10 protein-coding genes are annotated in these 13673 nt (G+C 63.0%); 2 read left to right on the top strand and 8 right to left on the bottom strand.

Going from position 1 to position 13673, the window contains the following annotated elements:
- Positions 1-128 precede the first annotated feature (128 nt).
- Positions 129-1157 carry a linear amide C-N hydrolase gene (locus BM177_RS08570; RefSeq protein ID WP_244532230.1) on the top strand — a complete coding sequence of 343 codons (1029 nt, stop codon included), beginning with the start codon at positions 129-131 and terminating at the stop codon, positions 1155-1157.
- Between the two features lie 160 nt (positions 1158-1317).
- On the opposite strand, the gene clpB is transcribed toward BM177_RS08570, so the two are convergent.
- The 5 genes from clpB to htpG all read right to left on the bottom strand — a co-directional run bounded on the left by clpB (position 1318) and on the right by htpG (position 8946).
- Entirely contained in the window at positions 1318-3918 is a 2601-nt protein-coding gene (gene clpB / locus BM177_RS08565; RefSeq protein ID WP_091681128.1) for an ATP-dependent chaperone ClpB, read from the bottom strand.
- A gap of 216 nt (positions 3919-4134) precedes the next feature.
- Positions 4135-4413, bottom strand: a complete 279-nt coding sequence (locus BM177_RS08555; RefSeq protein ID WP_139223568.1) for a hypothetical protein — start codon at positions 4411-4413, stop codon at positions 4135-4137.
- A 305-nt stretch (positions 4414-4718) separates the two neighbouring features.
- Positions 4719-5687: a DUF4167 domain-containing protein gene (locus tag BM177_RS08545; protein ID WP_091681119.1), complete on the bottom strand. Its 969-nt coding sequence runs from the start codon at positions 5685-5687 to the stop codon at positions 4719-4721.
- A gap of 408 nt (positions 5688-6095) precedes the next feature.
- Complete coding sequence (gene prmC, locus BM177_RS08540; protein ID WP_244532213.1) at positions 6096-6995, bottom strand: peptide chain release factor N(5)-glutamine methyltransferase; 900 nt, start codon at positions 6993-6995, stop codon at positions 6096-6098.
- A gap of 19 nt (positions 6996-7014) precedes the next feature.
- The gene (htpG, locus tag BM177_RS08535) at positions 7015-8946 is read right to left on the bottom strand and encodes a molecular chaperone HtpG (RefSeq protein ID WP_091681115.1); all 1932 of its coding nucleotides are present in this window, start codon (positions 8944-8946) and stop codon (positions 7015-7017) included.
- A gap of 288 nt (positions 8947-9234) precedes the next feature.
- On the opposite strand from htpG, the gene BM177_RS08530 reads away from it, so the two are divergent.
- Positions 9235-9645: a DUF2794 domain-containing protein gene (locus tag BM177_RS08530; protein WP_425284383.1), complete on the top strand. Its 411-nt coding sequence runs from the start codon at positions 9235-9237 to the stop codon at positions 9643-9645.
- Between the two features lie 66 nt (positions 9646-9711).
- On the opposite strand, the gene BM177_RS08525 is transcribed toward BM177_RS08530, so the two are convergent.
- From BM177_RS08525 to BM177_RS08515, 3 genes are all read right to left on the bottom strand, one after another.
- Positions 9712-10497, bottom strand: coding sequence for a Bax inhibitor-1/YccA family protein (locus tag BM177_RS08525; protein ID WP_091681113.1), 786 nt, complete (start codon positions 10495-10497; stop codon positions 9712-9714).
- 132 nt (positions 10498-10629) lie between these two features.
- Positions 10630-13245: an ABC transporter permease gene (locus BM177_RS08520; RefSeq protein WP_091681111.1), complete on the bottom strand. Its 2616-nt coding sequence runs from the start codon at positions 13243-13245 to the stop codon at positions 10630-10632.
- On the bottom strand, positions 13242-13589 hold the full coding sequence (locus tag BM177_RS08515) for a cupin domain-containing protein (RefSeq protein WP_091681108.1): 348 nt from the start codon (positions 13587-13589) through the stop codon (positions 13242-13244). Before BM177_RS08515 ends, BM177_RS08520 begins: the two co-directional genes overlap by 4 nt.
- Between the last annotated feature and the right edge of the window lie 84 nt (positions 13590-13673).

Raw genomic sequence — 13673 nt, 5'->3', positions numbered from 1 at the left:
GCGTCTATGCTATTCCCTGCGAGTTCAGCCGCAATCGCGCCTGCTTTACGTGGAGACGACCATTGAATTCGAATTCCTTGAAGGCCGCCGCAATCGCGGCTTGCGCCGCGGCGAGCTTCTGCGCCGCGATGCAAGCCATGGCCTGCACCAGGACGCTTTACACCGGCGACGGGCGTCTTGTGATTACAGGACGAAACATGGATTGGAAGGAGGATATGGGCTCCAATCTGTGGATATTCCCGGCCGGGATCGCGCGCGACGGCGCGGCGGGAGCGAAATCCATCAAATGGACCGCCCGGTATGGCAGCGTGATCGTGTCCGGCTATGAGGCCGGAACCACCGACGGCCTCAATGAAAAGGGGCTGGCCGCCAATCTGCTCTATCTGGCGGAAAGCGACTACGGCCAGCCGGACTGGAAACGCCCGCTGCTCTCGATCTCGCTTTGGGCGCAATATGCGCTCGATAATTACGCAAATGTCGCGGAAGCCGTGGCCGCCTTGAGCAAGGAGCCGTTCGATATTCTCGCGCCGACGCTGCCGAATGGCGCGCCTGCCGCGCTGCACCTTTCGATTTCCGACAGCTCGGGCGATTCCGCGATCTTCGAGTACGTCAAAGGCAAACTGACGATCCATCACGGCAAAAACTATACTGTCATGACGAATTCGCCGATCTATTCCGAGCAGCTCGCCCTCAACGCCTATTGGAAAGACATTGGCGGGTTGACCTTTCTGCCCGGCACGAATCGCGCCGCCGACCGCTTCGCCCGCGCCTCGTTCCTGATCGGCGCCATTCCGACGAAGATCGATCCAGCCTACATCAAAAGCGTCCCGCACCAATCGTTCGACTATCAGGCCGTGGCCTCCGTCCTTTCCGTTCAGCGCGCGGTGAGCGTTCCGCTCGGAATTACGACGCCCGATCAGCCCAACATCTCCTCGACGATCTGGCGCACGATCGCCGACCAGAAAAACCTGGTCTATTATTTCGACTCCGCCACACGGCCCAACACCTTTTGGGTGTCGCTCGCCAACGTCGATTTCAAGCCCGGCGCGCCGGTGAAGAAACTCACGATCGACAAGGGCCAAGTGTTTTCCGGCGAGACGGCCGATAAATTCGAGGCCGCCGCGCCGTTCAAGTTCCTGCCCGCCGCGCCAAAATAGCCGGCTCCGCGGTCACGGCGCCGCACGGCTTTAGAGCATATTCCGATCAGATTGAGCCGATCTGATCGATAGGAATATGCTCAAAGTTTTGAATCTGAAGCGATTTCTGATCGATCGAATGAGGTCATTCGATCGGAAAGCGCTTTAGAGCATATTCCGATCAGATCGAGCCGATCTGATCGACGGCCGTCTCGCCGATCACGAGGCCCTTGTCGTCCGCGCCGATGACGACGGTTTCGCCGTCGTGGACTTTGCCCGCGAGGATCAGTTCGGCCAGCTGGTCCTGGACGTTCTTCTGGATCACCCGTTTCAGCGGACGCGCGCCATAGGCCGGATCATAACCCTTGTCGGCGAGCCACGCCCGCGCCTTGGACTGAAGATCAAGAACGATCTTGCGGTCTTCGAGCAATCTGGCGAGGCGTTTGAACTGGATATCGACAATCGCGCCCATATCCTCGCGCCGAAGCCGGTGGAACAGGATGATTTCATCGACGCGGTTGAGGAATTCGGGCCGGAAATGCGCCCGCACCACCTGCATCACCTCGTTGTAGACCGCGCTCGACTCCTCGCCCTCCTTCTGCATGACGAGGAATTCCGAGCCAAGGTTCGAGGTCATCACGATCAGCACGTTGCGGAAATCGACGGTGCGGCCCTGCCCGTCGGTCAGGCGTCCGTCATCAAGGACCTGCAACAGGACGTTGAACACGTCCGGATGCGCCTTCTCGATCTCGTCGAAGAGCACCACCTGATAGGGCCGCCGCCGGACCGCCTCCGTCAGGGCGCCGCCTTCCTCGTAGCCGACATAGCCCGGAGGCGCCCCGATGAGGCGGGCCACCGAGTGTTTCTCCATGTATTCGGACATGTCGATCCGCAAAAGCGCGGTTTCGTCGTCGAACAGAAACCCCGCGAGCGCCTTGGTCAGTTCGGTCTTGCCGACGCCCGTCGGCCCGAGGAACATGAACGAGCCGATCGGGCGCTGTGCGTCCTGCAGGCCGGCTCTGGCGCGGCGCACCGCCGTCGAGACCGCCTTCACCGCCTCGACCTGACCAACCACGCGGCCGGCGAGGGCTTCCTCCATTTTCAGCAGCTTGTCGCGTTCGCCTTCCAGCATTTTCTCGACCGGCACTCCGGTCCAGCGGGACACGACCTGCGCGATATGGTCTGGCGTGACCGCTTCCTCCACCAGCACATCTCCGCGCTTAGACTCCGTCTCGGCGAGCTTGCGTTCGATCTCGGGAATGACCCCATAGGTGAGTTCGCCGGCGCGCTGATACTCTCCCCGCCGCTGCGCCTGGACGAGTTCGTTGCGCGCCGATTCGAGCTGCTCCTTGAGTTTCTGCTCGGAGCCGAGCTTGTCCTTCTCGGCGCGCCAGCGGGCCGTTAGAGCGGCGGACTTCTCCTCGAGTTCTGCGAGTTCGCCGTCGAGTTTCTTCAACCGGTCCTTCGAGGCCGAGTCGGTTTCTTTTTTCAAGGCCTCCTGCTCGATCTTGAGCTGGATGATCCGGCGGTCGAATTCATCGAGTTCCTCGGGCTTCGAATCGATCGCCATCCGCAGCCGGGCGCTCGCCTCGTCGATAAGGTCGATCGCCTTGTCGGGCAGGAACCTGTCCGCGATATAGCGGTGCGACAGGGTCGCGGCGGCGACGATCGCGGCGTCGGTGATGCGCACGCCGTGATGCAGTTCGTATTTTTCCTTGAGGCCGCGCAGGATCGAGATCGTGTCCGCGACGGTCGGCTCGGAAACGAATACCGGCTGAAAGCGGCGGGCGAGCGCGGCGTCCTTCTCGACATGCTTGCGGTATTCTTCGAGTGTCGTCGCGCCGATGCAATGAAGCTCGCCGCGCGCCAAAGCGGGTTTCAAAAGATTGGAGGCGTCCATGGCTCCGTCCGCCTTGCCGGCGCCGACTAGCGTGTGCATCTCGTCGATGAACAGGATGATCCCGCCGGCCGCGGCGGTCACTTCGTTCAGGATGGATTTCAGCCGCTCCTCGAATTCGCCGCGATATTTCGCCCCGGCGATGAGCGAGCCCATGTCGAGCGCGAGCAGTTTCTTGTCGCGCAGACTCTCGGGCACGTCGCCGTTGACGATACGCAGCGCCAAACCCTCGACGATCGCCGTCTTGCCGACGCCGGGCTCGCCGATCAGGACCGGGTTGTTCTTGGTGCGGCGGGACAGAACCTGGATCGCGCGGCGGATCTCCTCGTCGCGGCCGATCACCGGATCGAGCTTGCCCGAGCGGGCGGCCTCGGTCAGATCTCGGGTGTATTTCTTCAAGGCGTCATAGGCGTTTTCGGCGGTGGCGTTGTCGGCGGTGCGTCCCTTGCGCAAATCCTCGATGGCGGCGTTGAGCGTCTGCGGACTGACGCCCGCCTTTTCCAGGATCTTGCCGGCCTCGGAGCCCTTCTCCATGGCGAGCGCGAGCAGCAGCCGCTCGACCGTCACATAGGAATCGCCCGCCTTCTGGGCGATCTTTTCCGCGCCGTCGAACACCCGCATCAGGCCCGCCGTGGGGACCGGCTGGCCGGCTCCGGGGCCTCCGACCTTCGGCAGTTTGGCAAGACCCAGTTCCACCTGCGCGAGGGCGTCACGGGAACTCCCGCCCGCCTTGTCGATGAGACCGGCGGCGAGGCCTTCCTTGTCGTCCAGCAGGACCTTCAAGACATGTTCGGGCGTGAGTTGCGGATTGCCCTCGCGCTGCGCGAGGGACTGAGCGCTTTGAATGAAGCCTTGCGAACGTTCTGTGAATTTTTCAAAATTCATGGTCAATATCTCCGGTCCTGCAGATCCACGCCCCGAAGCGGCGCCGAATCGCGAAATTTTTGATCGGGCCCCACGCGGCCGCCCGGCTCTAAATGTAATAGCTTCGTCCGTGATCGAAAGAGACGCGCGTGAAACAGGCGCCGTCGCAGGAAAGATTTCTCGAAAGATTTCTTGAGGGCGGCCGCGCGCCGCCGCTGAGCGGCTCTCCCCCTGACGTCACCACCAGCGGCAGACGCGGCGATGACCATAGGGCGTCGATTCATACCAGCAGTTTCCGCTCGAAAACCCTGCGTCGGGATAAGGCCAGCATACGCCCCAGGCGTCGCGGCGCCAGCCGAAAAGACATCCTTCCGTCATCAACAGAATGGGCGGATTGCGGCCCATCGCCAAGGGATAGGATTGCGCGGGGGGATAAGGCGGAAAGGCTTGCGCCCGGACGGCTCCCACAGTCAACAGCGCGAACGCGAGAGCAAATTGCAAGGAACGAAATATCATGACGCGCGCCTCCATTGCCCGTCGGGCAGGCGCGCGCAAGTTCGCATCACCGGCTTGCAAAACCTTCAATAACGCCGGTCCGCCGCCGCCAAAAACGTCCCGTTGGTTAGGGAGGTCCTTCCTGAAACCGTCAATATCGAGCGGTTTGGGACTACGCCCGGCGGCCGGGCGCAAGCGGCGCGAGACGGCGTCTCGAGCGCTTTCCGATCGCATGAAGTCATGCGATCGATCAGAAATCGCTCCAGAGTCAAAAGCTTGAGCATAGTCTTCTCGATTGGATTGATTCAATCCGATCGGAATATGCTCTAATCGGCGACGGGATCGTTGGCGATCGCTTCTTCGCGCCCGGCGGCTTCGTCAATCGCCATTTCGCTTTTGCTGCGCCGCCGGCGCCGAGGCCTCAAATGAAAGCCGCCTCCATCGGCGCGCTCGACGTCGGGCTGGTCGTCACCCGCGACTCCCAGGCGTTCGGGAGCGACGGGGGCCGCGGCCGGTTCCGGTTCGATGCGGACCGGAGCTGTGATGAAAGCGGGAAGGCCATTGCGTTCGATTTCTTCTGCGGGAGCGCGCGATTCGGCGCGCTCGTTCCGACTCTGACCCTCGTTGCGGAAATCGCGCGGCCCGCGCGCGCGCTGACCGCGATTGTCCTGATCCCGGTTCTGCGGGGCGCGGTCAGGTCCGTTGCGGTCCTGATAAGGACGGTCCCGCTCCGGATAGTTCCTTTCTGGATAAGGCTTGTCTGGATAAGGCTTGTCGTGAAACGGCCGGTCCTGGCGCGGACCGCGGTCGGGACGCTCGAAACCCTGTCTGTCCGGATTGTTGCTGTAGAACGGGCGGTCCTGGACAGGCTGAGGAGCGGAGGGCGCGGACTGCGGAGCGAACGCCGCCTGAGGCTGCGGCGGCGCGAAACGCTCTGCGGGAGAAGCGAAACGATCAGGAATGCTCTCGAAATCGTCGCCGTCGACCTCTTCCGCGCTCACATCCCCGGGCTGGCGCTGATAACCGCTCGCGCTCTGCTGCTGAGCTTGCTGGGCGACGGCGATCAGGCGGAAATAATGTTCGGCGTGCTGGAGATAGCTTTCCGCCATGACCGGATCTCCGGACGATTGGGCGTCTCGGGCCAGCTGAAGATATTTTTCCCCGATATGATGCGCGGTTCCACGAATTTTCACATCCGGACCGCTGGATTCATACGAGCGGGTCAAAGGATTGGGGCCTTTGCGATTGTTGTTGGGACGGCCGCGCATGCGTTTGTTATTTTGTCCAGGTCTCATCGACGATCCTTGAGTCACATCGTAATCGCAATACGCGCGCAACGCCGGTTCAGCGCGCGGTCAACGGTTCTTAACCGAACCTGTTTTAGCCACGGATGCTCTAACGGATATCAGGCTCTCCGGCCGGAAACGGATGCGCACGGCTCAACCGTAGCGGTGAACAAAGACTCTCATGTCGGCAAAGTTCGAGAGTTCTCGCCAAAGTTCGAGAGTCAAAAAGCGTTTGTCCCGGCTGCACGGGAAACCGTAGAAAGCTGGAAGCGGACTGTGTTCCTACCGTGCCCAAGAATGAGGCGCGCAGCGAGGAAAAAACAATCTCACCAGCACAGCTTTACATCAGAAACGCCATCTTTGGAACGGCAAACTAGTCGGTTTTGTTGCAAACGCCAAGGCCTTTTGTGAAACTTTCTAACTGACGTCCCTCGCCCGTGGCTGATTTGCCACGGCGCGAGCAAGCACGACCCGATCTTCTCCCGAGAGATCCGGCCGGATCTCGAAAGGCCGGAGGCCGGAGGCGCGCAAGAGCGCCTCCACATCCAGACGCTGACCAGCCCCGAATTCCAGGGCGACGACGCCGTCCGCCGCAAGGAGACCTGGAAGGGACGGAATGAGAGACCGATAGGCCGACAGACCGTCCTCCCCGCCGTCGAGGGCGAGAAAAGGGTCATGCTCGCCGACTTCCGGAGCGAGGCGCGCGATTTCATTGCGGACGATGTAAGGCGGATTTGACACGATGAAATCATATCCGCCGCGAATCGGGCTCGCCCAGTTTCCGCACACGACAAGGGCGCGCGAGGCGACTCCCTGCGAAATCAGGTTGTCGCGCGCGACGGCGCAAGCCCGTGGCGAAAGATCGACGCCAACGCCGAACGCCTCTGCGAAATTCTGGAGCAGGGCGCAAAGAATCGCCCCGGAGCCAATCCCGAGGTCGAGAATCTTGCGTTCGAGGCGAGGCTCGCCGCTCGCGTGGCGCAACAGCGCTTCGACCAGGGTTTCGGTGTCCGGACGCGGATCGAGCACGGCGGGATCGAGCGCGAAACGGACGCCCCAGAACTCCTTGTAGCCAAGGATGCGCGACACGGGTTCGCGACGCAGTCGCCGGTCGGCGAACGACTGGACCTGAGAGGCGGCGGTTCCGAGCAAATGCTGCGGGTCGCGAACGAGACCTGCGTGATCGATGCCCAAAGCCGCGCAAAGCAGCACGCGGGCGTCGAGGGCGGCCGCGTCGAGGGCCGCCGCCTCGAAGGCGCGTTCGAGCGTTCGACGCGCGGTCTCGCGCGCCATGCCGGGTTCGAAAACAGGCGCCAAAGTTTTCTCCAGAACGGGCTCAGGCCTGCGCCTGGGTCGCGGCCTCCAGCAGAATTCGCGTCAGGCGAGCCGCGAAATGCGGCGCGTCGGCCGGCTTTTCGCCATCCATCAACCGCGCCTCGTCGAACAGAAGCCAGACGATGTCGTCGATTTTTTCCTTGCCGGGGGCGCCGACGAGCCCGGCGAGAGCCTTGACGAGTGGATGACCCGGATTGACTTCGAGAACCGGTTTCGCCGCGCCGCCGAGCTGGCCATGCTCGGCCAGCAATTGTTCCAGCCTTCGATCCGGGCCTCGATCCGGAGCGATCAGGCAGACCGGACTCTCCGACAGCCGGTCGGAGGCGCGCACATCCTGGACCGATTCCTCGAGGATCTGCTTCATCAGGGCGAACAGCGCCGCAAGCCCGGCGGCCGGCGGTTCGTCGGAGCTGTCCGGCGAGGCGGACGCATCGGCGAGCGGGATGGCCTTGATGTCGGCTGCGCCCTGCGTGACCGACTTGAACGGCTTGCCTTCGAAGCCCGCCGCCGTGGCGAGCCAGAAGGCGTCGATCTGATCCGGCAGGAGCAGAACCTCGACGCCGCGCGCCCGGAAACCTTCCAGCTGTGGACTGGCCTGAAGGCGCTTCAGGTCTTCGCCCAAAAGATAATAGATCGCGGTCTGGTTGGTCTTGAGGCCTGCGACGTAATCCTTGAGGCTGCGTCCGCCCCCCGGATGGGTCGAACTTGCGAACCGGGCGACCGCGAACAAGGCGTCCCGCTTCTCCGGCTCCTCGTAAAGCCCTTCCTTGATGATCGCGCCGAAATTCTCCCAGATCCTGGCGAACGTCTCCGGCTCGGAGTCGGCGAGCTTGGTCACATCCTGCAAGATACGGTTGCCGACGCCTTTCTTGATCGCGGCGAAGATCGGGCTCTCCTGAATCATCTCGCGAGACACATTGAGCGGCAGGTCGGCGGAATCGACGACGAGGCGGACGAAACGCAGCCAGCGCGGAAGAACGTCGGCGTCGTCGGTGATCAGGACATGGCGGACATAAAGCTTGGCGCGCCCGCGACGGGCGGGATCGAACAGATCGAACGGCCTCGACCCCGGAACAAAGGCGAGCACGGTATATTCATGGCGCCCTTCGGCGCGCCAATGCGCCGTCAGGGCGGGTTCGTCGAACTGCCCGGCGAGGCTGCGGTAGAACTCGGTATATTCCTCGTCGGCGATCGAGGATTTCGGCTTGGTCCAGAGCGCCGTTCCATCGGTCAGGCGGCGCGGTTCGGCTCCCGTCGATTCGACGAGGTCGATCGGCGCCGAGAGGGCGCTCGAATGTTCCCGGACGATGGTTTCGATACGGACCGGGTCGAGATAGTCCCGCGACGACTCGTTCAGATGCAGGACGACGCGGGCGCCATGAGCCGGAGCCTCGTCGAGCGCAAGCGGCGCGATCGAAAACGTTCCCTTGCCGTCCGACGCCCATGCAAACGCCTCATGGGCGCCGGCGCGCCGGGTCAAAACCTCGACATGATCCGCCACGATGAAAGCGGAATAGAAACCGATGCCGAATTGACCGATCAGGTCCAGAGTTTGACGAGGGGCCGGTTCTGAAGAATCCCCCGGCTCCCCTGCCGCGCCAGCCGCGCCAAGCCGTTCGAGAAAGGCCTTGGTGCCGGAGCGCGCGATGGTGCCAAGCTGATCGGCGAGTTCGTCGCGGGTCATTCCGATCCCGTTGTCCTCGATGATCAGGCGGCTCGCATCCTTGTCGATGGCGATGGTGATCGTGAAAGGCGCCGCGCCCAGCACCGGATCCCTCAGCGCCTCGTAGCGCAGCTTCTCGCAGGCGTCCGCCGCGTTGGAGAGAAGTTCGCGCAAGAAGACATCGCGGTCCGAATAGACCGAATGCACCATCAGGTGCAGGAGCTTGGCGACATCCGCCTGAAACGAATGCGAACGGGCTTCTTCAATCATCTGTCAACGCCTCTGCCTTCACCTTCAATCAAACCTGTTTTAACTCTAACCGGCGGCCAATCTTCTGCTGATATCGTCTTTAAGGTCGAGAACGCAACAGGTCTCCGACTGTCGCAAAACCGTCAAGTTATGGCTTGCGGCCGCGGCCATCATCCACGATGATGACTTCGGAGAAAAGAGCTGGAGCGGTGCGCATCCATGAGCGACCAAGCCATCAGCGATTCGGCAAAGAGCGATTCGAGGGAGAGCGATTCAGGGGAGAGCGACTCGGCGGTGATCGGCGCCGCCGTGGTTGAAATAACGCCAACCCGGACGAATCGCGCCCAAATCCCCGCGCCGATCTCAGGACCTACCCCGCTCGCGGCGCAACCCGCAGGGAGCAGCGCCAGCGGGACGGCGGACAATGTTGTTTTCGATCGCGGCGAACTTCGCGAAATCCTCAATCTCTATGGCCGCAAGGTGGCCGCCGGAGAATGGCGCGACTACGCGATAGATTTCGCTCCGCAGAAAGCTGTCTTCTCGATTTTCCGCCGGGCTTCGGAATATGCGCTGTATCGTATCGAGAAAAATCCCAAACTCGCGCGCAAACAAGGCGCCTACGCAGTCGTCGCCGCGAGCGGGCTGGTGCTCAAACGCGGGCACGATTTGCGCCGGGTGATGGACGTTCTCGACAAGAGACTGAAACTCATCTCGAGCTGAAGGCCGGCGGACAGGCAAAAAAAAGGCTCTCCAGGGGAGAGCCTTATTGCGGAAGCTTCCGCCGCGTCAGTCGTTCCGGCTGCCTGTCAGGAACAGGAGCGATTGGAAGATGTTGATGAAGTCGAGATAGAGCATCAACGCTCCGTTCACGGACTTCTTGGCCGCGACCTCATAGCCGTCGCCCGCGTAATACATTTCCTTGATCGCCTGCGTGTCCCACGCCGTCAGACCGGAGAAGATCAGGACGGAGAGGATCGACAATCCGAACTGGAACGCCGTGCTCAGCAGAAACATGTTAACGATGCTGGCGATCACCAGACCGATCACGCCCATGATCAGGAACGACCCCATCGGGGAAAGATCCCGCTTGGTCGTATAACCATAAAGGCTCAGCCCGCCGAAAGCCGCCGCGGTTACGAAGAAAGCCCGCGCGATCGAATTGCCGGTGTAGACCAGCAGGAGCGTCGACAAGGACAAGCCCATCGCCGCCGCGAAAGCGAAGAACACGCCACGAGCGGACGACGCCGACATCTGGTTGATGCGGAACGAGAAAAACATCACGAACGCCAGCGGGGCGAACATCATGAGGTATTTCAGAGGGCTGCCGTAAAGCGTCACGCCAAAGCTCGTCAGGGCGATCCGGCCCATGTGAGCGGCCGCCATCGACGGATCGGTCGTTACGGCGAGCATGTTGACGCCAAGCGCGACAAGACCGGTGATGGCGAGGCCGATCACCATGTTATTGTACACGCCCAGCATGTAAGTGCGAAGGCCCAGGTCGATTTCGGCGCGACCTGCCCGTGCGACGCCCTGTCCCCAGCGGGCGCTAGCGTTGCGGTCGAAGTCGGACATGATTTCCTCTAAACGTTAGGGAGGCTGAACCGCCTCCGGCCGCTGCCTTTGCGGGCCAGCGTCGCTGATAATATGGCGCAGACGCCCTCATGGCACAAGGCCAGCCCAAATGAACAATACTTAACGTTGTCTCTACAAATTTCGCAAATAGGGCGCTGGTTTGCGCCCTAAAATGCGCCAGCTGCCGGCCAGGCCAAGCAGGACGGTGAGCGCCAGCGCGGCGGCCGCGGCGGCGAGCGCTTGCGGCCAGACCCAGACGAAATCGAGGCCCATGATGCGGCTGACGATCGCGTAAGCGGCGCCGCCTCCCGCGGCGAGGCCGAACATCGCGGCGCCAAGTCCCAAAAGCCCATACTCAACCAAAAAAGCCGCGAACAGCCGCACCCTGGTCGCCCCCAGAGTCTTGAGGACGACGGCGTCATGAATGCGGGCTTCCTGACCAGCCCCGAGGGCGCCCCCCAGAACCAGGATCGAGGCCAGCAGGGCGACGCTCGATGCGGCCCGGACAGCGATGGCGAGCCGCCCGACGATCCCGCTGAGAGCGTCGAGCGCGTCTTTGACGCGGACGCTGGTCACGGCCGGAAACGCCCCGGCCGTCTCGCGCAGCAGCAAGGCCTCCCGCGCAGGATCGCCGGCTCCCGGAAAGGTCAGGGTCGCAATTTCGCTGTGTGGAGCGCCCTTGAAACTGTTCGATGAGAAGATCAGAACGAAATTGATCCCGAACGAGCGCCAGTTGACCTTCCGGGTGTTGGCGACGCGCCCGACGATCGTCCGGCCCTGGACATTGACCCCGATTTCGTCGCCGACCTCGAGGCCAAGGCCTGCGGCGACGTCGGTTTCCAGCGAAATCAGCGGCGGCCCGGCATAATCCGCCGGCCACCATTCGCCTTTGACGACGGACGAGCCTTCCGGCGCCGCGTCCGCGAAAGTGATCCCGCGGTCGCCCTGCAGCACCCAGGCGACGCTCTCCTTGGGCCTCGCCGAATCGACGGAGAGACCGTTCAGTTCGACGATCCGGCCGCGAAGCATCGGGGCGAGCCGGACCGAGCCGTCCGGTGCCTGCGCCTTCAGGAATTGGGTGAAGGCTTCAGCTTTCGAGGCCGGAAGGTCGAGGAAAAAGAAGCTTGGCGTTTGCCCCGGCGAAGCATGCCCCAGCTCGGCGCGAAGGTTGCCGTCGATCAGCGTCAGCGTGACGAGGAGCGCCAGACCTAGCCCCAGGGAGAGCACGACCGTCGGCGTCAGAGCGCCCGGCCGGTGGATATTGGCGATCGCGAGCCGTATCGCGACGCTGCGCGAGTGCGGCAGGCGCCGCGCGCCGTTCATCATCAGAAAAGCGATCAGGCGCAGCAGAACAAAAGCGGCGGACGTCGCGCACAAATAGATAAAGGCGAGCTTCTGATCGACGGAAAAGGCGAAGACAGCCGCGAGGAACCCCGCCGCCGCGGCGAGAGTGAGGCCGATATACCTCAGCCTCGGCCATCCCCGGCGCGGCTCGACTTCCTCCCGGAAGAGGGCCTGCGCCGGCACGTCATGGGCGTGACCCAGCGGGCCGACGGAAAACATGAGCGCCGTCAGGAGGCCGTAGGATACGCCCTGCCCGACGGCGGACAGGTGCAGGCCGGGCTCGAAGGGAAACGGAATCAGGGAGCCGAAACCATAAGCGGCCAAAAAAGGCAGAGCCGCGCCCGCGCCGGCCCCGATCGCGACCCCGAGGAGTGCGACCAGCATCACTTGCGTCAGCATCAGCGCGAACACCACGGATCCGGTCCCGCCGAGCGATTTCAAAATCGCGATGACCGGGCGCTTGCGCTCAACATAGGCGCGGATGGCGTTCGCGACCCCGACGCCGCCGACGATCAGAGAGGTCAGGCCGACAAGCGTCAGGAACTGGGTGAATCGGGTCAGGTTTTTGGCGAATTGCGGGGAGACGTTCATGCGCGAATGAATGTCCCAACCCGCCTCGGGAAAGCTTTTCCGCGCGTCGGCGACGAATGCGTCGACCGCGTCGTCGCTTGCCGGAGCGGCTCCGGCTCCCCCGCTCAGCGCGACCCGGTAATGGTAACGGATGAGCGATCCCGGCTCGACGAGTCGCGTCGCCTGCAGGGCGGCCGCCGTCATCAGCACTCGGGGACCAAATTGCAGCCCCGCGGCGAGCTGGTCGGGTTCGGAGGTCAGCGCGGCCCGAAGCTCGAACCGCGCTTCGCCGATCGTCACGACGCCGCCGGGCGCGACGCCTAATCGCTGAAGCAGGCCAGGATCCGCCGCGATTCCGAAAAGGCCGGCGCGCTCCGAAAGCGCGGCGGCGAGGCCGAGGGGCGGGTCCAGGACCGCTTCGCCCGCCAGGGGATAGGCGCCGTCGATGGCCTTGATTTCGACGAGAACGGCGTCGCCGCCCTCGCCCCTCGCCATCGCCCGCAAGGTGGCGGCCCTGGACAAACGCCCGTGCGAGGCGAGGAAATGAAGCTCGGCATCGCTCAACTCGCGCTGCGGAACGTCGAAGGAGACGTCGCCCCCCAGGATCTCCCGGCCTTGCCGCGCAAGACCGTCGCTCAATGAGAGCGAAGCCGAGCCGACGCCCGCGATGGCGGCGACGCCAAGGGCGATGCAGCCCAGAAAGATCCCGAAGCCACGCAGGCCGCCGCGAAAATCGCGCAGGGCGAGACGAAAGACAAGGGACCAGTTGAGGCCGGTTCTGGAGGGAAAATCGGGCGCCCGGGGCCGCGAAAAAAACCTCGAAAAAAGCCTCATGGGGCGCCGGTCTCTTTCGCGTCGGGAAAATGGACCGCGAGCCAGATCGTCGGGCCACTCTCGCTGGTCCATTCGACCCGGTGCTTCTGGCGCGCGGGAATAAAAACATGATCGCCAGGAGACAAAACCCTGACGTTGTCTTCGTTTTCGAAGGACAAGCCAGCGGATCCGGTCAAAAGGACCACCCATTCGGCAGAGTCCTGATCATACCAGAAACCGGGCGGGCTCGCCTGGCCCCTGGAGACGATCCGCTCGATCCTGACGTCCCTCGCCCCGGCGAGGACGGACACAATCTCCTGCGTCAGATCAAGCGAGGCGACCTCGAAGAGATTTCCTAACGGCATCTGCGATCGCCCCGATGAGTCATCGGCTTTCGTCCCCCGCAAGGATTGCATTGCCAACACGCCGGCGACTTCGCCATCGAGGCG

It is taken from the genome of Methylocapsa palsarum (assembly GCF_900114285.1).
Taxonomy (GTDB): domain Bacteria; phylum Pseudomonadota; class Alphaproteobacteria; order Rhizobiales; family Beijerinckiaceae; genus Methylocapsa; species Methylocapsa palsarum.
Note: the sequence above shows the minus strand (reverse complement) of the source record. Positions and strands in the feature narration are given on the sequence as shown.

What these genes read in the sequence shown, in the direction of transcription:
- BM177_RS08570 (WP_244532230.1), top strand. Translation starts at nt 129, where the DNA reads ATGCAAGCCATGGCCTGCACCAGGACGCTTTACACCGGCGACGGGCGT.
- clpB (WP_091681128.1), bottom strand. Translation starts at nt 3,918, where the DNA reads ATGAATTTTGAAAAATTCACAGAACGTTCGCAAGGCTTCATTCAAAGC.
- BM177_RS08555 (WP_139223568.1), bottom strand. Translation starts at nt 4,413, where the DNA reads ATGATATTTCGTTCCTTGCAATTTGCTCTCGCGTTCGCGCTGTTGACT.
- BM177_RS08545 (WP_091681119.1), bottom strand. Translation starts at nt 5,687, where the DNA reads ATGAGACCTGGACAAAATAACAAACGCATGCGCGGCCGTCCCAACAAC.
- htpG (WP_091681115.1), bottom strand. Translation starts at nt 8,946, where the DNA reads ATGATTGAAGAAGCCCGTTCGCATTCGTTTCAGGCGGATGTCGCCAAG.
- BM177_RS08525 (WP_091681113.1), bottom strand. Translation starts at nt 10,497, where the DNA reads ATGTCCGACTTCGACCGCAACGCTAGCGCCCGCTGGGGACAGGGCGTC.
- BM177_RS08520 (WP_091681111.1), bottom strand. Translation starts at nt 13,245, where the DNA reads ATGAGGCTTTTTTCGAGGTTTTTTTCGCGGCCCCGGGCGCCCGATTTT.
- BM177_RS08515 (WP_091681108.1), bottom strand. Translation starts at nt 13,589, where the DNA reads ATGCCGTTAGGAAATCTCTTCGAGGTCGCCTCGCTTGATCTGACGCAG.